The sequence below is a fragment of the Faecalibacterium sp. I4-1-79 genome (assembly GCF_023347235.1).
GTDB lineage: Bacteria > Bacillota > Clostridia > Oscillospirales > Ruminococcaceae > Faecalibacterium > Faecalibacterium tardum.
Genome location: NZ_CP094467.1, coordinates 3,039,692 through 3,056,435, shown reverse-complemented (window position 1 = coordinate 3,056,435; position 16,744 = coordinate 3,039,692). Strand labels below are relative to the sequence as shown.

Below are 16,744 nucleotides of genomic sequence, written 5' to 3'. Positions count from 1 at the left end.
GATGGCAGACGTGAAAAAGATCGCGACCCGCGACAGCTACGGCAACACCCTGAAGGAACTGGCCGCGGAAGGCCACGATGATCTGGTGGTGCTGGATGCCGATCTGGCCGCCGCTACCAAGACCGGTATGTTCCAGAAGGCATACCCGGATCGTCACTTTGACTGCGGCATCGCCGAGGAAAACATGGTAGGCGTGGCAGCAGGTCTGGCCGCTATGGGCTATGTGCCCTTTGTTTCCAGCTTTGCCATGTTCGCAGCCGGCCGCGCCTTTGAGCAGGTGCGCAACTCTGTGGGCTACCCCCACCTGAACGTGAAGATCGGCGCCACCCACGGCGGCATCTCCGTGGGCGAGGACGGCGCTTCCCACCAGTGCTGCGAGGACTTTGCCCTGATGCGCAGCATCCCCGGCATGACCGTCATCTGCCCCGCCGATGATATCGAGGCACGCGCCGCTGTGCGCGCCGCCTACGCCATGGAAGGCCCCGTCTACCTGCGCTTCGGCCGTCTGGCTGTGCCGGTGTTCCACGATGAAGCCAACTACCACTTTGAACTGGGCAAGGGCGAGCAGCTGACCGAGGGCAACGATATTGCCATCATCGCCACCGGTCTGATGGTCAACGAAGCCCGCATGGCTGCCGAGCAGCTGGCTGCCGAGGGCATCCACGCCCGGGTCATCAACATCCACACCATCAAGCCCCTGGACGAGGAGATCGTCCTCAAGGCTGCCAAGGAGTGCGGCAAGGTCATCACCGCCGAGGAGCACAACGTCATCGGCGGTCTGGGCGAAGCCGTCTGCGCCGTCCTGAGCGAGAAGCTGCCCACCCCCGTGCGCCGCGTGGGCGTGCAGGACGTGTTCGGCTGCTCCGGCCCCGCATGGGATCTGCTGAAGAAGTTCGGTCTGGACGCAGCCACCATCTGCAAGACCGCCCACGAGATGCTGGGCAAGTAAGCGCTCTTTTATAGCAATACGCGTTCAAATTTTAAGGCCGCCGCACAGTGCTTTGTGCGGCGGCCTTTTTTGAACGGTGTATCGCGGGGGTAAGAAAAACGCCCACGATGCACAGAATGCAGACAATGCAAGGAAAAACACGGCTTTCCCGCCGGTGTGCAAAAAGTGTGCAAAAGTGTGCAGAGCCCCAGAAAACGAAAAATCCCCCGAGGAATCTTGCGATTCTTCGTGGGATTTTGGTGCGCTCGAGGGAACTCGAATCCCTGGCCCTCTGATTAAAAGTCAGATGCTCTACCGGCTGAGCTACGAGCGCATATTCTGCGGCAAAACAATACCGCCGAATAATATTACCACAATTGGCTGCAAAATGCAAGAGCAGTGCTCAAAAAAGCCGAAATTTCAGGTTTATGCCCAAAAGCTTTACTCAAAAAACCTTTGCGCCCGGTGCTGCAGCAGCTCCACCAGCAGACCGGTATAGATGCTGACCATGGAGGGCGTCTCGCCCAGCTCCATGGCCTTACGCTGGGGCAGGTCGGCCAAGCGTCCTTTGTACAGGCACTTCAGCTGGGGCAGCAGGGCGTAGTCGTTGGGGTGCATCAAGGTGCTGTCCTTGGGCAGCGCCAGTGCACCGCTTTGCTCCAGCACCTCACTGACAAACTGGGAGCAGAAATAATGCCGGCGGCGCTGCCAGCGGATATGCAGCCCGCACAAGATCAGCCCCAGCGTGTTGAAGCTGTACTCCTCGCTGTGGCGCATGAACTCCTCGGCGCGGTGCAGGGCGCGGAAATAGGCCTCATCGGACACCTCCAGCGCATACAGCGCACAAGGGGCGTCGTCCCGCAGACGGAAAACGCCCTTGTTCAGGTATTCTTTGCTGGGACCCGCCGGGAACATGGTGTAGCCGTTTTTGCGGGTGGAGCTATACAGGCAACTCAGCTCTGCATCAAAGGCCATGGAGGCGTGGGTATAGCTGGAACCGGTGGCGGCATAGACCAGTTTGGACAGCAGCGTGCCGGAGCGGGTGAGCAGAATGTAGATGGTTTTCATGGCAGTTTCCCTTATGTCAGCCCCCGGCAAAGGGGGAAAAGTATCATCTATATACAGAACCAGTATAGCATAAGTAAGGTCCCTTTACCACTAAAACGTTTCTTCTGGCCGAAATATTGCAAAAAAGGGCAAAAACAGCAGCCCAAAGCTGTTTTCAGGGCTCTGGGCTGCTGTTTCTCACAGGTTCTTGAAACGGTCAGCGGCACCCTGCTACAGGGGCCTCTCCATTTAGCCGTACAAAAATCGCTCTCCCCGGAACTCAGTGCTTTGTCGCCGACCACCCGTGGCAGTACCGGAGCGACTCTCCCTCGTCCACAGTCCATGTGCCGGACTTGTATCCGCAGGAACCGCAGACCTCGTAATACGTAGCATTCCGATGATAGACTTCGTCCGTCCCGTGGGGATAATGGATGCATTTTACTTCCTCCGGTCCGGTCTCAAACGTGTCTTTTTTTGGGGTTACGCGAGACATTTTCCCACAAGCGTCGCACTCACTGCTCCTGGCAGGAACCGGCTCTGCCTCCTCCAAGGCCTCCTCGGACGTGGAAGCCGCCGTTTCTTCCAAAGGGTCATCGTCATAGCGTTCTGCATCCGCAAAGCCCACCAGGCAAAGGGTCAGGGCCAAAACCATGGCCAGCAGGATCGGGACGATCTTTTTCATGGAAAAGCACTTCCTTTCTTTCGGTACGTTGGTTTCTGTTTCTCGGAGAGTCCTCTCTAGCTTTATTATATCATACCGCCATTATTTTTTTTAACTATTATCTTATTTTTTGTGCTTATTTACATTTTCTCGGTCTTGCGCCAAAGAGCTGCCTGCTGTGGCCTTTCGCCCCTTTGGGGCCGGGGTCCCACCTTGCATCCCGGTTTGTCAAACTTTTATCAAAATGTCGGTTTTTCCCCGTCCCGCCTTATTTTTCATGGTCCGCGTCCCTGCAAGGCTTCGTGAAATTACTTTATGCGGGAAAGCTTGTTTATGAAATTTGTTTCTTTTTTGCAAACAGAACCTTCCATTTATTGCTTTTGGAAAGCTTTTGTGTATAATGATAGACAGGAGAATTTGCATTGCATCGTTCTGTGCTGTCTCCCCCTTATGCGGTGTCCATACCATAAATGGCGCTGCATCTCCTACACAGAGTTATGTAAGGATCAAACGAAAGTAGAGGTACGCAAATATGGCAAAGTTGGATCTTACCAAGTATGGCATCACCGGCACGACTGAAGTCGTGCACAACCCCTCCTACGAGCAGCTGTTCGCAGAGGAGACCAATCCCGAGCTGGAAGGCTACGAGAAGGGTCAGGTCAGCGAGCTGGGTGCTGTGAACGTGATGACCGGCATCTACACCGGCCGTTCTCCCAAGGACAAGTTCATCGTGATGGACGAGAACTCCAAGGACACCGTGTGGTGGACCAGCGATGAGTACAAGAACGACAACCACCCCGCTTCTCAGGAGGCTTGGAAGGCTGTCAAGGAGATCGCTCAGAAGGAGCTGTCCAACAAGCGCCTGTACGTCGTGGATGCTTTCTGCGGCGCCAACAAGGATACCCGCATGGCAGTGCGTTTCATCGTGGAGGTGGCCTGGCAGGCACACTTCGTTACCAATATGTTCATCCGTCCCACCGCTGAGGAGCTGGAGAACTTCGAGCCTGATTTCGTTGTTTACAACGCTTCCAAGGCTAAGGTCGAGAACTACAAGGAGCTGGGCCTGAACTCCGAGACTGCTGTGCTGTTCAACATCACCAGCAAGGAGCAGGTCATCGTCAACACCTGGTACGGCGGCGAGATGAAGAAGGGCATGTTCTCCATGATGAACTACTTCCTGCCGCTGAAGGGCATTGCTTCCATGCACTGCTCTGCCAACACCGACAAGAACGGCGAGAACACCGCCATCTTCTTCGGTCTGTCCGGCACCGGCAAGACCACCCTGTCCACCGATCCCAAGCGTCTGCTGATCGGCGATGACGAGCACGGCTGGGACGACAACGGCGTGTTCAACTTCGAGGGCGGCTGCTACGCTAAGGTCATCAACCTGGATAAGGAGTCCGAGCCCGATATCTACAACGCCATCAAGCGCAACGCTCTGCTGGAGAACGTCACTCTGGATGCCGAGGGCCACATCGACTTCGCTGACAAGTCTGTCACCGAGAACACCCGTGTGTCCTACCCCATCAACCACATCCAGAACATCGTGCGTCCCGTTTCTTCTGCTCCCGCAGCAAAGAACGTGATCTTCCTGTCTGCTGATGCATTCGGCGTTCTGCCCCCGGTCTCCATCCTGACCCCGGAGCAGACCCAGTACTACTTCCTGTCCGGCTTTACCGCAAAGCTGGCAGGCACCGAGCGCGGCATCACCGAGCCCACCCCCACCTTCTCCGCTTGCTTCGGTCAGGCTTTCCTGGAGCTGCACCCCACCAAGTACGCTGAGGAGCTGGTCAAGAAGATGAAGGCCAGCGGTGCAAAGGCTTATCTGGTCAACACCGGCTGGAACGGCACCGGCAAGCGCATCTCCATCAAGGATACCCGCGGCATCATCGACGCTATCCTGAGCGGTGCTATCAACGAGGCTCCCACCAAGAAGATCCCCTACTTCGACTTTGAGGTTCCCACCGCTCTGCCCGGTGTTGACCCCGCCATCCTCGATCCCCGCGACACCTACGCAGATGCCGCTCAGTGGGAAGAGAAGGCAAAGGATCTGGCTGGCCGCTTCGTGAAGAACTTCGCTAAGTACGAGGGCAACGAGCACGGCAAGGCTCTGGTCTCCGCAGGCCCCCAGCTGTAAGCTGAATCCCGCATTTTTCTTCTGAACTCCATATAAAATAAGCGCCCGCCCCGTGGTTCTGCTCGAACCATAGGGCGGGCGCTTTGCTGTTTTTCTCGGGTAAACAGAGCGTCGATTGCGTTTTGTGCGGCCTTATGCTATGCTTTTTCCAAGGGAGTTGATAAAATGGATGCCAGAACTTTCGGAAATTATCTGAGCCGGATGCGCAAAGCACAGGGGCTGACACAGGCTGAGCTGGCGGAACAGCTGCACGTTACTGACAAGGCTGTCAGCCGCTGGGAGCGGGGCATCGGTCTGCCGGATATCAACACACTGGAACCTCTGGCAGATGCTCTGGGGCTGACCCTTGCCGACCTTATGCACTGCCGCGCCCCAGAAGAAGCCGATGCCGCACCGACCGTCCAATTGGAAGATTTCTTTACCATGCTGCGCCGACAGCACGCCGTAGATTGGCATTCCGTGCGCACCGCCCTGCTTGGGCTGAGCATTGCGCTTGCCTTGTGGGGTGTTTTGGCTTGCCCCGGTACCATTGCGGTGCACTGGTATGGTCTTGGCGATGGTTCTTTTCGGGCAGACGGCTGGATGCATTCTCTCGTCATTTTCCCGTTGTGTGCTGGCATTGAATTTTTATCGTTGGAGATCTGGAACAGTTTTGAACAGACAGGCTATTATCGCCGCTGGGGCGAGATCAATCTTTTCATCATTCATGCCATGTCCTTCGGTACACGTTCTGCCAGATGGATGAAAGTTGTGCTGGATCTTTTGTTTTTCTTTTGCTTTGGTTTTGTAATTCCATTTGTAGAAGCGTGGATGATTTTTTTGAATTGATGCCAACCATTTCCGTAAAAAAGAGACAGCGGAACGCCCGCAGGCGTTCCGCTGTACCACATTCAAAACGATAATTCAGCCCAGCAGCTCCAGCACACCGGCCTTGGGGCGGGCGCCCACGGCCTGACGCACCAGCTTGCCCTGCTCGAACACCAGCAGGGTGGGGATGCTCATTACCCCGAACTGGGCCGCCAAGTCCGGCTGCTCGTCCACGTTCACCTTGCCCACCTTTACATCGGTGCGCTCTTCGGCTACTTCGTCCACCACGGGGCTCAGCATCCGGCAGGGGCCGCACCAGCTGGCCCAGAAGTCCAGCAGTACGGGCTTTTCGCTGTGGAGCACTTCCTGTGCAAAGTTTTCCTTGGTAATGTTGATGACTGCCATATTTTTTCCCTCCTGAATGGGTGTTGTGTTTTACTGACACCATCAGTATACCCCATACGCCGCCCGCTTTTCCGTGACCGGGTCACGCAGACACAAAAAACAGCCGCTCCGGGCGCACCCGGAGCGGCTGTTTTTGAAGGAGGTAACGAGGTAAATGAATAAGGATATCTTCAACGCTTATCCCGGGGTGCAGGCCCCGGACAGGCGCTCAGGCAAAGAAGGAAATAACCAGTGCTACCAGGAAGCCCACGCCGCCCACCAGCGTTTCCATGATGGTCCAGGTCTTGAGGGTGGTCTTTTCGTCCATGCCCACAAGGCTCTTCACCAGCCAGAAGCCGGAGTCGTTGAAGTGGGAGCAGACGGTGGAGCCGCCTGCAATGGCAGCGGTGACACAGGCAAGGTACAGCGGGCTCAGCGCGCTGAGGCCGGGCATGGCGGAGATGATGCCTGCGGCCATGGTCATAGCCACGGTAGCGGAACCCACCGAGATACGCACCAGAGCAGCCACGATGAAGGCCACCAGCACCAGCGGCAGGCTGGCGTTTGCCACGGCGTTGCCGATGACATCGCCCAAGCCGGAGTTCTGCAGCATATAGCGCAGCACGCCGCCGCAGGCAGTGACCAGCAGGATCATGCCGGTGGGCTCCAGAGACTTGGTCATGATCTTTTCCAGCTGGGCGTTAGTGTAGCCGTGACGGGTGCCCAGCAGGTACATCGCAGCGATGGTAGCCAGCAGCAGAGCCATGAAGGGCTCGCCGAGGAAGGCCAGAACGGGCTGGATGCCGGCCAGCGCGGGCACCACCTTTGCCACAGAGTTTGCGATGATGAGCAGCAGCGGGATCATGATGATGCCCACGATGGTGCCGAACTTGGGCAGCTTGCTCTCGTCAATGTCTGCCTGCTGTGCAACGTGCTCGGGGACTTCAACCATGTACTTTTTGCCGCAGATGCTGCCCCAGATGGGACCGGCGGCGATCATGGAAAAGATGCCGCAGAAGATGCCGATGAGGATGACCCAGCCAAGGTCAACGCCCAGCATGGTAGCCACCAGCACGGGGCCCGGCGTGGGCGGGATGAAAGCGTGGCCGACAGCCAGACCGGCCAGCAGGGGGATGACGTAGTACAGCACAGAGCGCTTGGTGCGCTTTGCCAGAGAGAAGGCCAGCGGGATGAGGATGATCAGACCGGCATCGAAGAACACCGGCATGGCCACCACCAGACCCGTGATGCCCAGTGCCCACGCGGCCTTTTCGTCACCGAACTTCCGCACCATGGTCACAGCCAAGGTCTGTGCGCCGCCGGATTCCTCCAGAATAGCGCCGAACATGGAGCCCAGACCCACCAGAAGGGCGATGCCCTTTAAGGTGTTGCCGATGCCTTCGTTCACCGAGCCGATGATGTCGGACAGGGGCATACCGGCCATCAGGCCGATGCCCACCGCACCGATCAGGATGGAGATCATGGCGTGTACCTTGAACTTGATAATGAGAATGAGCAATAGGATCAGGCCTGCCACGGCAGCAAAAACCAGCCGTGCCGCATCGGGCGTTGCAACTGCGGTCATAGAAAATTCCTCCGTTTCGTGATTTTTGGTTGCACTTATCCAAGCCGTCCGGCAAAACCCGCCGGACAGTTTACTTCTTGTTGTTTATATGGAGTGGTTTACTCCATGTATGCGCCCTTCATGGGGCTGACGGCGTGCTGAGAGTAGAGCTTCAGCAGACCCTTGGTGTACTTGGGTGCTTTGGGCTTCCAGTTGGCGCGGCGTTCGGCGAGGATGGCGTCCATCTCCTCGGGGGTCTTGGGCTCGCCCTTCACGCCTACGATGGCCAGCTTGCGGTTATGCACATCGATCTGGATCAGGTCGTCCGGCTCCACCAGTGCGATGGGGCCGCCCACGGCAGCCTCCGGGCTGACATGGCCGATGACCGGGCCGCGGCTTGCGCCGGAGAAGCGTCCGTCGGTGATCAGCGCTACGCTGGAAGCCAGCTTCGGGTCGGCGCAGATGGCCACTCCCCTGAGAAGTTCTCGAGCAAGTGGGCATTTCTCTTTCTCTATTTCCGACTTGCTCTTGCAGTCACGCATCCCCATGAGATGCGTCAATTTTTTGAAAACTGGTAAATTGCCCAAAATACGCCCTTAAAAGTTTACTTGACGCAATTTTCAAATCAATATATAATTAGGTCAGAAACCAATTATAGAAAAGGATGATTTCCAATGGCGCGCAGATACGACAGCAAAGAAGCAAAACGGCGGATCCTGACCGCCTGTGTCCGGCTTTTTCTGGAAAAAGGCTACACGAACACCAAGGTGGCAGAAATTTTAAAGGAAGCAGATGTTTCCGCCGGGTCGTTCCAGAATATTTTCCGCACCAAGGACGGCGTGCTGACCGAGCTGATCGGCATGATGTTCAGCAGGCAGTTCGGCGCGGTAAGGCCGCTGGCGGCAAACGCCCCCTCGCCGGTGTACCTCTACGCGGTGGAAACGGCTTTGCAGCTGGCGATGACCGAGCTGAGCGAGAATCTGCGGGATATCTATGTGGAAGCATACACCTTCCCCGCCACGGCAGAGATCATCCACCGCAGCACCACGGCCGAGCTGCAGGCGGCGTTCAGCGCGTATCTGCCCGGGTGCGCCGAGTGCGATTTCTACGAGATGGAGCTGGGCACGGCTGGCATGATGCGCGGCTACATGGCACGGCGGTGCGACCCCTACTTTACGCTGGAGCGTAAAATACGGCGCTATCTGAGCATGAGCCTGAGTGCGCTGCAGGTCCCCGCGCAGGAGCGCGAGCAGGTCATCGCTTTTGTGGCGGAGATCGATATGCTTGCCCAGGCGCGGAAGGTGGTAGATGCCGTGCTTGCATCGCTGTCCGTGCAGTTTGATCTGAAAGGATAACAAGGTTTGATGACAAGGAGGGAGTAACATGAAAAAATGGCTGATCTGGTGTTTGACGGTGCTGGCAATGGTGTGCCTGATACCGGGGATCGTGTTAAAAGCGGCGGCAGAAACAGTCCCGGTGCACTGCTCCCGCTGTGGGAGTAGGGAGACACGTGAGATCCTCGGATACAGAAAATATGATTCGACCTATCATAGGGTTTATGTAACTGAATGCCAGAACTGCCACAACGATGGCAATGTTACGCTTTTACAGGTACATACCGGCGGTACCCAAGGTCCCACCTGCACCGAGGGCAAAATCTGTGAAGATTGCGGCGCGGAATACGACATCCCCGGTCACGCATGGGGCGAGTGGAAGCCTAACGGCAACGGCACGCACACCCGCAGATGCACGAACCCCAACTGCGACGCAAAAGAAGAGAACGCACCCTGCGGCGGTGACCCCAGCGCGACCTGCATCAGCCCGGGAACGTGCACCACTTGCAAAGGGCGGTACGACGGCGATCACAAATGGATAAATCCGGCGAACTCCTCCCTTGGCAACGGCACGCACCGCATCATTTGCTTGCGCTGCGGCTTACAAGGTACCGCAAGCTGTACCGGTGGCACAGCAACCTGCACCACCAAAGCGGTCTGTGAGGTGTGTAAGGTGGAATACGGCGAAAAAGACCCAAATAACCATGCTCTGGAGCGTCGCGCAGCAAAAGCCCCCACCTGTACGAAACCCGGCTGGAACGCTTACGAAGGCTGCACCCGCCGCGGTTGCGGCTATACCACTTATCGAGCAATCCCCGCGCTGAAACATGATTTGGTGCAGCACGAAGCGCAAGCTCCCACCTGTACGGAAAAGGGCTGGAACGCTTACGAAACCTGCTCCCGCTGCAACTATACCACCTACGCGGAACTGCCCGCACTGAATCATGCTCTGGTGCAGCACGCAGCAAAAGCTCCCACCTGTACGGAAATCGGCTGGAACGCCTACGATACCTGCTCCCGTTGTGACTATACCACCTATACAGAGCTGACCGCACTGAACCATGATCTGGTGAATCACGATGCAAAAGCCCCCACCTGTACGGAAAAGGGCTGGAATGCTTACGAAACCTGCTCCCGTTGTGACTATACCACCTATGCGGAACTGCCCGCGCTGAACCATGATTATCAGGCTGTTACCGTAGAGCCTACCTGTGAAACAGACGGCTACACTGTTTTTACCTGCTCCCGCTGCAAAGACAGCTACACCGCAGACCCGACCGATAAGCTGGGACACCAGTTCGGTGCATGGTCCCCGAACGGAACCGGCTCTCAGAGCGCCGATTGTCTGCGGCAGGGCTGCGCGCACACGGGCAGCACTGATTGCCGGAAGTTTACTTTCCGCACTGCGGAAGGCGAAACGCTGACCTTCTGCCCCGTGTGCGGGCAGGCAGAAAACGCCGCGCAGCTGGAAATGATCGACGCCGCAACGGCATGGCCGCTCATCGGAAGCCTTTCTGCGGAGGATGTGACCGCACGGACGAATGGGGAATACCTGAGTGTGGCATTTGAGACCGCAGGCAGCCTGACGCAGCCCACCGGTCGGGTAAGGCTCGCGCTGCCCGCCGGATTGCTGGAAGGCAAAACGCTTGTGCGCATTGCCCCGGACGGCACACAGACGGAGATGCCTTTTGAAACAAAGCGCGGAAAGATCATCCTTACGCTGGATTTTGTAAACAGCGAGCTGCCCGTGATGCTCTTCCGGCTGGTACCCCAGACCGCCGCCCTCTGAATGCTTTTACAGCGGCAGGAACAATAAAACGCAAAATGCCCGCCCACCGTGGGTCTCCACAGGTGGGCGGGCTTTGTTATAGGTGGTCTCCTGCGCGATCAGCAGTATGTACTGCCGTCCGGGGCAAAGAACTGAACGTGCTTTTGCCACTGGGTAGGGCTGATGGTGCGGCGGTAGCAGTCGGTCAGTGCCTCTACCGCAGTCTCCGGGGCAAGGGGTGCGCAGCCCGGGCAGTCCAGCACCAGAATGCGGAACCATGCGTCAAAAAGATGCTCGGTGTAGTGGGTGTCCCACGCGCCGCAGCGGGCGTAAAAGCCCAGCCGCCGCACCGCCATGGCGGCGTCCTCGGCCTTTTCCGGCATTTCGGCTTCAATCAGGATCGCTTCGGCGTCGCCCTCCTGGGCGGGCAGCTGCGCCAGCAGCTGTGCCCCGATGCCGTGGGCGCGGTAGGCGGGCACGACAGCAAAATAATCCAGCTGGCTCACCCGGCAGCCCTCCGGCCGCACCATCAAAAGATAAGCCGCCAGCGTGTCGCCGTCAAACACGCCCCAAGTGTGGGCGGTGCCCTCCGCTTCGCTGGTCAGGATCATGCTCAGGGGCTTCAGCTCCCCGGCGGGGAAGTCCCGGCGCATCTCGTTCAGATACACCTCGGTCAGCTCGGGGCCGGTGAGCAGCCGCCATGTGAAGGTTTTAGTACACATACGATAAAGATCCCTTTCCGATGCTCCTTTGCGCAGCATCACATTTTTTGCCTTGTCCAATATAGCATAACGGATGTTCTGCCGAAAGTCAATCTGTGCACCCTTTCGGGCGGCAGCGCCGCCGGTTTTGCCAAGGGGCTTGCATCCGGGCGCAGAATCGGGTACTATACAGGTAACAGAATTTTTCCCTCCGGCGCTGCCGGAAGGGTAAGCATACAAAAAGGAGACTTGTACTATGGAATGGACCGATATCCGCCTGACCGTGGCCAAGGCTGATGCCGAAAACGCCGAAGCCGTTGCTACCCTGATCGCCGAGGGCGGCATCTACATCGAGGATTACAGCGACATCGAGCAGCAGGTGGCCGAGATCGCCCATGTGGACCTGATCGAGCAGGAGCTGCTGGACAAGCCCCGGGATACCGTGATCATCCATCTGTATCTGGAGCCGGGTGCTTCTCAGGTGGAGACGCTGGCGCTCATCGCCGCCCGTATGGAAGCCGCCGGCATCCCCTACACCGTGGAGACCGAGGGCGTGGAGCAGGAGGACTGGCAGAACGGCTGGCGCAAATACTACCACCCCATGGAGATCGGCAGCCGTCTGGCTGTGGTGCCCTCGTGGCAGCAGTACGACACCGACCGGGTCAAGCTGATCCTTGACCCCGGCCTTGCCTTCGGCACCGGCGGTCACGAGACCACCAGCCTTTGCCTTGAAGCGCTGGACGAGCAGGTGCGCGGCGGCGAGCGGGTGCTGGATATCGGCACCGGCAGCGGCATCCTTGCCATTGCCGCCCTCAAGCTGGGCGCTGCCAGCGCCGAGGGTGTGGACATCGACCCCGTGGCGGTGCGCACTGCCGGGGAGAACGCTGCGCTGAACGGCGTGCAGGACAAGCTGACCGTGCTGGTGGGCGACCTGTCCGATAAGGCCAGCGGCACTTATGATATCATCACTGCCAACATCGTGGCCAATGCTATCCTCAGCCTTGCGCCCGCCGTGCCCGGACTGATGGCCGAGGGCGCCACCTTTATTGCCAGCGGCATCATCGACAGCCGCAAGGACGAGGTGATCACCGGGCTGGAAAAAGCCGGTCTGTCCGTCGTGGAGGTCAAGGAAAAGCGCGGCTGGGAGTGCATCGTCTGCAAAAAGGCCTGAGATTCAAATATTATAAGAAGGAGCGCACAGTATGCCGCACCGCTACTTTACCACCGAGATCTCCGACGGCACCGCCACCCTGCGGGGTGCGGACGCCCATCACCTTGCCCGGGTGATGCGGGCAAAGCCGGGGGATACCGTCATCCTCTGCGACGGCAACGCCGTAGAGTACACCGCCACCATCACCGGCTTTGGGGAGGACAGGGTAGACTTTGCCGTAGAGCCGGGCTACCCCAGCGCCGCCGAGCCCACCGTGGAGGTGACGTTGCTGGCGGGCTACCCCAAGCAGGACAAGCTGGAACAGATCATCAAGCACGGGGTCGAGCTGGGCGCGGCGCATATCGTGCCTTTCTTCAGCCGCTACTGCGTGGCTGCACCCAAAAAAGAGGAGCAGAAGAACGAGCGCTACAACCGCATTGCGCTGGAAGCCGCCAAGCAGTGCGGCCGGGGCGTTCTGCCGGACGTAGCCCTGCCGCTGCCGAACTTTGGGGCGGTGTGCCGCAGCTTTGACCAGTACGATCTTGTGCTGTTCTGCTACGAGTGCGGCGGCGCACCCCTGCGCCAACTGCTGGCAGAGGCAAAGCCCGCCGACGGGCAAAAGCTGCGCCTTGCCATTGTGACCGGCGCCGAGGGCGGCTTTGCCGCCGAGGAGGCCGAAATGGCCGCGAGCGCCGGGGCAAAAACGGTGGGTCTTGGTCCCCGCATCCTCCGCTGCGAGACCGCCCCGCTGGCGGTGCTCTCCGCCGTCATGACCCTGACCGGGAATCTGGAGTAAGCATAAAAAAGAACGTATCTGCTTGACAAATACGCCCGGAATGATTATACTGAGAACAGAAAAGGTGCTGCCCGGCAACGGTCAGCTTCCATACCCTAGACAATCAGAAAAGATTGGCCGTTTGAGTCGGGAAAACTGTGGCGGTCAATCTTTTTTGTTTTGCTTGCTCTCGATGTACTGTAACAAGCCTTCGCCCTCTCAGGCGCTCCCGCGCCAGATTCCCCCTTTTGTCACCTACGGTGACATCTTCCCCCGGGGCGGGGGAAGTCTTTCCTCAAAGGGAGAGCCAAGCCGTAAGGTTCATTACTGAAGTGTTAGGTGCAATGAGGAAGTTTCCGGCAGTGCTCTTGCCTCTCCCTTTGGGAGAGGTGGCATCGCGCAGCGATGACGGAGAGGGCGAGCCCGCTAAAGTAAAAAACACAACATCAAAGAGGCTGCTGCACAGGGGTTTGTGCAACAGCCTCTTATTATTTTGCGTTATATTACGCTTTGTAAAGTATTTTCAGGTATTTTCCCCTGCATCCGGGTGGGCATCGGTGTCCAGCAGAGCTCGCTTTACCTTGAGCAGGTTCTGCGGGCTTACCGAGAAGCTGCGCAGACCAAGGTGCAGGTACTGCGCCGTGTTGGCGGGGTTGCCTACGGCAAGGCCGCAGATGGTCACCGGGACGTGGTGCGCGCTGGCGGCATCCATCACCATGGTGATCAGCTTTTTCATGGCTGGGCTGGCGGGGCGGTAGTAGTGCTCCGCGCTGGCAAGCTCGCGGTCGGCGGCGTGGGTGTACTGGGTCAGGTCGTTGGTGCCGATGACCAGAAAATCGCAGCCGTGGGCTATAAAGTCCTCCACGGTCAGGCAGGCGGCGGGGATGCTCAGCATCACGCCGAACTGGGTATTTTCGTTAAAGGGCACGCCCCGCTCCCGCAGGTTCTGGCGGCAGTGTTCCACAATGCTCATGGCGGCGTCCCAGTCCTCTACATCGGTCACCATGGGGAACATCACCCGCAGCGGCCCCCGGGCGGCGGCGCGCAGCAAAGCGCAGATCTGGGTCTGGAACTGCTGGGGCTGGCGCAGGCTGTTGCGGATGCCGCGCAGGCCGAGCTTGGAGGACTGCGGCCCCTGATTGGCGTCGGCCACGGTACGGTCGGAGCCAAAGTCGAAGGTGCGCACGGTCACCGGGCAGCCGTTTGCCGCTGCCAGACAGGAGCAATAGAAGAAATACTGCTCCTGTTCGTCCAGAATGCGCCCGGGCAGCATCATGTAGCCGCTGCGCAGCAGCCCAACGCCCTTGGCACCGGACTGCATGGCGGTGTCGATATCCTCCGGGCCGAAGCAGTTTGCCAGCAGCTCAAAGGGTTCGCCGTCCCGCGTTTCATCCGGCAGGCTGTGCAGCTGCTTCATCTCCGCGTCCTCGCGCTGGAGCTGGCAGATGCTGGCCTCCGCCTGCTGGCGGGCGACGGCGTCCGGGTCCAGGATGCAGTTGCCGTTGGTTGCGTCCAGAATGACGGTGCGGCCGTCGCAGTCGTCCAGAAAATCCTTGCCAACCTGCACGATGCCCGGGATGTTCATTGCCCGGGCAATGATGGCGGCATGGCTCTGGCCGCTGCCCTCGGCGGTGATGACGCCCAAGATCATGCCGGAGGGCACACTGAACAGGTCGGTGGGCATCAGCCGGTCGGCGGCAAGGATCACCGGATGATCCAGCGCCAGCCACACCCGGGGACGGTTGGTCAGGATGTTGATCACCCGGCGGGTGGCGTCCAGAATATCCACGCTGCGCAGCTGCATATAGGGGTTATCCTTCATGTTGGCAAGCTGGTCGGCGTAGCGCTGCCCCACCTGATGCATCGCCGCCGAAGCGCTGATGCCCGCATTGATGCAAAAGCGCACCTCGTTCATCATGCCCTCGTCGTCCAGCATCATGCTCTGGAACAAAAAGATGGCCTGCTCGGTGGGCGCGGCACGCTCTGCCATGGAGTCCAGTTCATTCTGCGCCGTGTGCACGGCGTTTGCCAGCAGCCGCAGCTCCCGCTCCGGGTTGAAAGGCCCGTGGCTGAAGGTCTCCACATGATGCTCCAGTCGGCTCACCTGTCCCAGAACCAACCCCGGGGAAGCGGATACGCCTTTATAAACCTTCATCTTCTGTCACCTCCGGCAAAGCCGATGCGGTTAAAGTGCGCCACACCAGCGCCTGTAAGAATGTATTGGGCAGCAAAGCGGCCAGCGCCGCCTGCCCGGCGGTGCTGCTGCCCGTGAACAGCGGGGCAAAGCTTTCCATGCGGTCTTTATCGCACGCCGCCAGAAACGCCTGAGCCAGCGTCCGGGTGGTATAAAAGTGGGTGGGGTCTACCCCGGCATCCTCGGCGGCGGCTTCCAGCGGGGCAAGCTGGGCGTCCTTCATCCGTGCCAGCAGTAAAGCGGCATCGGCGGTAAGGGTGACAGGGTACTTCTCCCGCACCTCCTTCTGCACTGCGTCAAAGGCTGCGCGGAAGGCTTCGGCATCGGCGCTGCTGTCCGCACCGCTGTCCACCGCGTAGGCACAGCCCCGGATGCGTCCAAAGGCGCGCAGGGTGTCGTAATAGCCCAGCTCCATGTTGCGCTTGGCGGTGTCGGGGTCGAAGTGCAGGATATCGCCCAGCTCCCAGTAGCTGCGGATCATGGTGGTGGGCAGGCCGGTCAGGTTGGGGCGGGTGATGCCCACGCCCTCAAGGTCCACACAGACCAGCTCCTCTGCGCCCATGGTCTTGGCAAGACCGGTGGGCATATTATCGCTGTACCCGCCGTCCAAAAACTTTACTCCGTCGATCTGCCGCGCCCGCAATGCGGGGAAGCAGGCCGCCGAAGCCATCAGGTAGTCCCGCACCTGCCCGGCGGGGATATCCTCCAGCGTCAGCTCCCGGGGGCGCAGCCCCCGCTGCTCCACCGTCACGATGCCGAACCGGATGGGCGCTGCCCGCAGCGCGTCCTCGTCCAGCACCCGCTCCACGATCTCCTCCAGCGGGGTCACGTCCATGCCGCCTTCCTTTACCACCCGGCGCAGAAACTGATGCAGGGCGGAAAAGTCGGCGTTTTCCTCCGGCAGCTCCATCACATCCCGGCTGCGGATGGTCAGCCACATATCCCGGGCGGTCTCGTACAGGTCCAGTACGAACATGGCACCGTTCAGCCCGCCCACGCTGGTGCCGGTAATGATCTGCGGGTGCCAGTCCAGCTCCATCAAAGCCCGCCAGACGCCCACCTGATAGCTGCCCCGCGCGCCGCCGCCTGCCAGCACCAGCGCCTTTTGCGTGGGTTCTCTGCGTTCCATATCCAGCCCTCCCGTGCACGTTCCCGGTATTTTCTAAAATTGTCATAATTATACCATACTTTCGGATAAAATTCTCCCGAATTTTCAGAGATCATGCCTTTTTCCTGTGAAAGTTTCGTGCTATACTAGCCGGAGATGAGTATAGAGACAGCCCGGAGGGGCGCA

General features: G+C 59.0%; 15 protein-coding genes and 1 tRNA gene. 7 read left to right on the top strand and 9 right to left on the bottom strand.

Going from position 1 to position 16,744, the window contains the following annotated elements; genetic code table 11:
• The first annotated feature begins 1 nt into the window (after position 1).
• The gene (locus tag MTP36_RS15090; RefSeq protein WP_118658042.1) at positions 2–949 is read left to right on the top strand and encodes a transketolase family protein; all 948 of its coding nucleotides are present in this window, start codon (positions 2–4) and stop codon (positions 947–949) included.
• A gap of 237 nt (positions 950–1,186) precedes the next feature.
• Here the strand turns inward: MTP36_RS15090 and MTP36_RS15085 are convergent.
• The 3 genes from MTP36_RS15085 to MTP36_RS15075 all read right to left on the bottom strand — a co-directional run bounded on the left by MTP36_RS15085 (position 1,187) and on the right by MTP36_RS15075 (position 2,657).
• Positions 1,187–1,262, bottom strand: a tRNA-Lys gene (locus MTP36_RS15085).
• A gap of 107 nt (positions 1,263–1,369) precedes the next feature.
• Positions 1,370–1,996, bottom strand: a complete 627-nt coding sequence (locus MTP36_RS15080) for a hypothetical protein (protein WP_249252035.1) — start codon at positions 1,994–1,996, stop codon at positions 1,370–1,372.
• A gap of 259 nt (positions 1,997–2,255) precedes the next feature.
• Complete coding sequence (locus MTP36_RS15075; protein ID WP_249252033.1) at positions 2,256–2,657, bottom strand: hypothetical protein; 402 nt, start codon at positions 2,655–2,657, stop codon at positions 2,256–2,258.
• A gap of 511 nt (positions 2,658–3,168) precedes the next feature.
• Here MTP36_RS15075 and pckA point away from each other — a divergent pair.
• Both pckA and MTP36_RS15065 read left to right on the top strand, forming a co-directional pair.
• A complete protein-coding gene (gene pckA / locus MTP36_RS15070) occupies positions 3,169–4,773 on the top strand; it encodes a phosphoenolpyruvate carboxykinase (ATP) (RefSeq protein WP_005921605.1) in 1,605 nt (534 codons plus the stop codon).
• 165 nt (positions 4,774–4,938) lie between these two features.
• Complete coding sequence (locus MTP36_RS15065) at positions 4,939–5,601, top strand: helix-turn-helix domain-containing protein (protein ID WP_249252032.1); 663 nt, start codon at positions 4,939–4,941, stop codon at positions 5,599–5,601.
• A gap of 75 nt (positions 5,602–5,676) precedes the next feature.
• On the opposite strand, the gene trxA is transcribed toward MTP36_RS15065, so the two are convergent.
• The 3 genes from trxA to MTP36_RS15050 form a co-directional block, all read right to left on the bottom strand.
• Positions 5,677–5,985, bottom strand: a complete 309-nt coding sequence (trxA, locus tag MTP36_RS15060; protein ID WP_005921611.1) for a thioredoxin — start codon at positions 5,983–5,985, stop codon at positions 5,677–5,679.
• A gap of 208 nt (positions 5,986–6,193) precedes the next feature.
• Complete coding sequence (locus MTP36_RS15055; protein ID WP_249252030.1) at positions 6,194–7,549, bottom strand: GntP family permease; 1,356 nt, start codon at positions 7,547–7,549, stop codon at positions 6,194–6,196.
• 98 nt (positions 7,550–7,647) lie between these two features.
• On the bottom strand, positions 7,648–8,070 hold the full coding sequence (locus MTP36_RS15050) for a dihydroxy-acid dehydratase domain-containing protein (protein WP_394803386.1): 423 nt from the start codon (positions 8,068–8,070) through the stop codon (positions 7,648–7,650).
• A gap of 132 nt (positions 8,071–8,202) precedes the next feature.
• On the opposite strand from MTP36_RS15050, the gene MTP36_RS15045 reads away from it, so the two are divergent.
• Positions 8,203–8,883: a TetR/AcrR family transcriptional regulator gene (locus MTP36_RS15045; RefSeq protein WP_212792316.1), complete on the top strand. Its 681-nt coding sequence runs from the start codon at positions 8,203–8,205 to the stop codon at positions 8,881–8,883.
• 28 nt (positions 8,884–8,911) lie between these two features.
• The gene (locus MTP36_RS15040) at positions 8,912–10,651 is read left to right on the top strand and encodes a hypothetical protein (protein ID WP_249252028.1); all 1,740 of its coding nucleotides are present in this window, start codon (positions 8,912–8,914) and stop codon (positions 10,649–10,651) included.
• Between the two features lie 98 nt (positions 10,652–10,749).
• Here MTP36_RS15040 and MTP36_RS15035 read toward each other — a convergent pair whose 3' ends face one another.
• Positions 10,750–11,352: a GNAT family N-acetyltransferase gene (locus tag MTP36_RS15035; protein ID WP_249252026.1), complete on the bottom strand. Its 603-nt coding sequence runs from the start codon at positions 11,350–11,352 to the stop codon at positions 10,750–10,752.
• A gap of 235 nt (positions 11,353–11,587) precedes the next feature.
• Between MTP36_RS15035 and prmA the strand changes: the two genes are divergently transcribed.
• The gene (gene prmA, locus MTP36_RS15030) at positions 11,588–12,502 is read left to right on the top strand and encodes a 50S ribosomal protein L11 methyltransferase (protein WP_117949965.1); all 915 of its coding nucleotides are present in this window, start codon (positions 11,588–11,590) and stop codon (positions 12,500–12,502) included.
• A gap of 31 nt (positions 12,503–12,533) precedes the next feature.
• A complete protein-coding gene (locus MTP36_RS15025) occupies positions 12,534–13,277 on the top strand; it encodes an RsmE family RNA methyltransferase (protein ID WP_015537187.1) in 744 nt (247 codons plus the stop codon).
• A gap of 502 nt (positions 13,278–13,779) precedes the next feature.
• Here MTP36_RS15025 and MTP36_RS15020 read toward each other — a convergent pair.
• Together MTP36_RS15020 and MTP36_RS15015 are read right to left on the bottom strand one after the other, a co-directional pair.
• Complete coding sequence (locus MTP36_RS15020) at positions 13,780–15,411, bottom strand: phosphoenolpyruvate--protein phosphotransferase (RefSeq protein WP_249252024.1); 1,632 nt, start codon at positions 15,409–15,411, stop codon at positions 13,780–13,782.
• Complete coding sequence (locus MTP36_RS15015) at positions 15,398–16,579, bottom strand: patatin-like phospholipase family protein (RefSeq protein ID WP_249252016.1); 1,182 nt, start codon at positions 16,577–16,579, stop codon at positions 15,398–15,400. Before MTP36_RS15015 ends, MTP36_RS15020 begins: the two co-directional genes overlap by 14 nt.
• Between the last annotated feature and the right edge of the window lie 165 nt (positions 16,580–16,744).

Bases quoted from the DNA above. Each gene is read 5' to 3' on its own strand.
- MTP36_RS15065 (WP_249252032.1), top strand. From the start codon at position 4,939: ATGGATGCCAGAACTTTCGGAAATTATCTGAGCCGGATGCGCAAAGCA.
- MTP36_RS15055 (WP_249252030.1), bottom strand. From the start codon at position 7,549: ATGACCGCAGTTGCAACGCCCGATGCGGCACGGCTGGTTTTTGCTGCC.
- MTP36_RS15020 (WP_249252024.1), bottom strand. From the start codon at position 15,411: ATGAAGGTTTATAAAGGCGTATCCGCTTCCCCGGGGTTGGTTCTGGGA.
- pckA (WP_005921605.1), top strand. From the start codon at position 3,169: ATGGCAAAGTTGGATCTTACCAAGTATGGCATCACCGGCACGACTGAA.
- MTP36_RS15025 (WP_015537187.1), top strand. From the start codon at position 12,534: ATGCCGCACCGCTACTTTACCACCGAGATCTCCGACGGCACCGCCACC.
- MTP36_RS15075 (WP_249252033.1), bottom strand. From the start codon at position 2,657: ATGAAAAAGATCGTCCCGATCCTGCTGGCCATGGTTTTGGCCCTGACC.
- MTP36_RS15090 (WP_118658042.1), top strand. From the start codon at position 2: ATGGCAGACGTGAAAAAGATCGCGACCCGCGACAGCTACGGCAACACC.
- prmA (WP_117949965.1), top strand. From the start codon at position 11,588: ATGGAATGGACCGATATCCGCCTGACCGTGGCCAAGGCTGATGCCGAA.
- MTP36_RS15040 (WP_249252028.1), top strand. From the start codon at position 8,912: ATGAAAAAATGGCTGATCTGGTGTTTGACGGTGCTGGCAATGGTGTGC.
- trxA (WP_005921611.1), bottom strand. From the start codon at position 5,985: ATGGCAGTCATCAACATTACCAAGGAAAACTTTGCACAGGAAGTGCTC.
- MTP36_RS15045 (WP_212792316.1), top strand. From the start codon at position 8,203: ATGGCGCGCAGATACGACAGCAAAGAAGCAAAACGGCGGATCCTGACC.
- MTP36_RS15015 (WP_249252016.1), bottom strand. From the start codon at position 16,579: ATGGAACGCAGAGAACCCACGCAAAAGGCGCTGGTGCTGGCAGGCGGC.
- MTP36_RS15050 (WP_394803386.1), bottom strand. From the start codon at position 8,070: ATGCGTGACTGCAAGAGCAAGTCGGAAATAGAGAAAGAGAAATGCCCA.
- MTP36_RS15080 (WP_249252035.1), bottom strand. From the start codon at position 1,996: ATGAAAACCATCTACATTCTGCTCACCCGCTCCGGCACGCTGCTGTCC.
- MTP36_RS15035 (WP_249252026.1), bottom strand. From the start codon at position 11,352: ATGTGTACTAAAACCTTCACATGGCGGCTGCTCACCGGCCCCGAGCTG.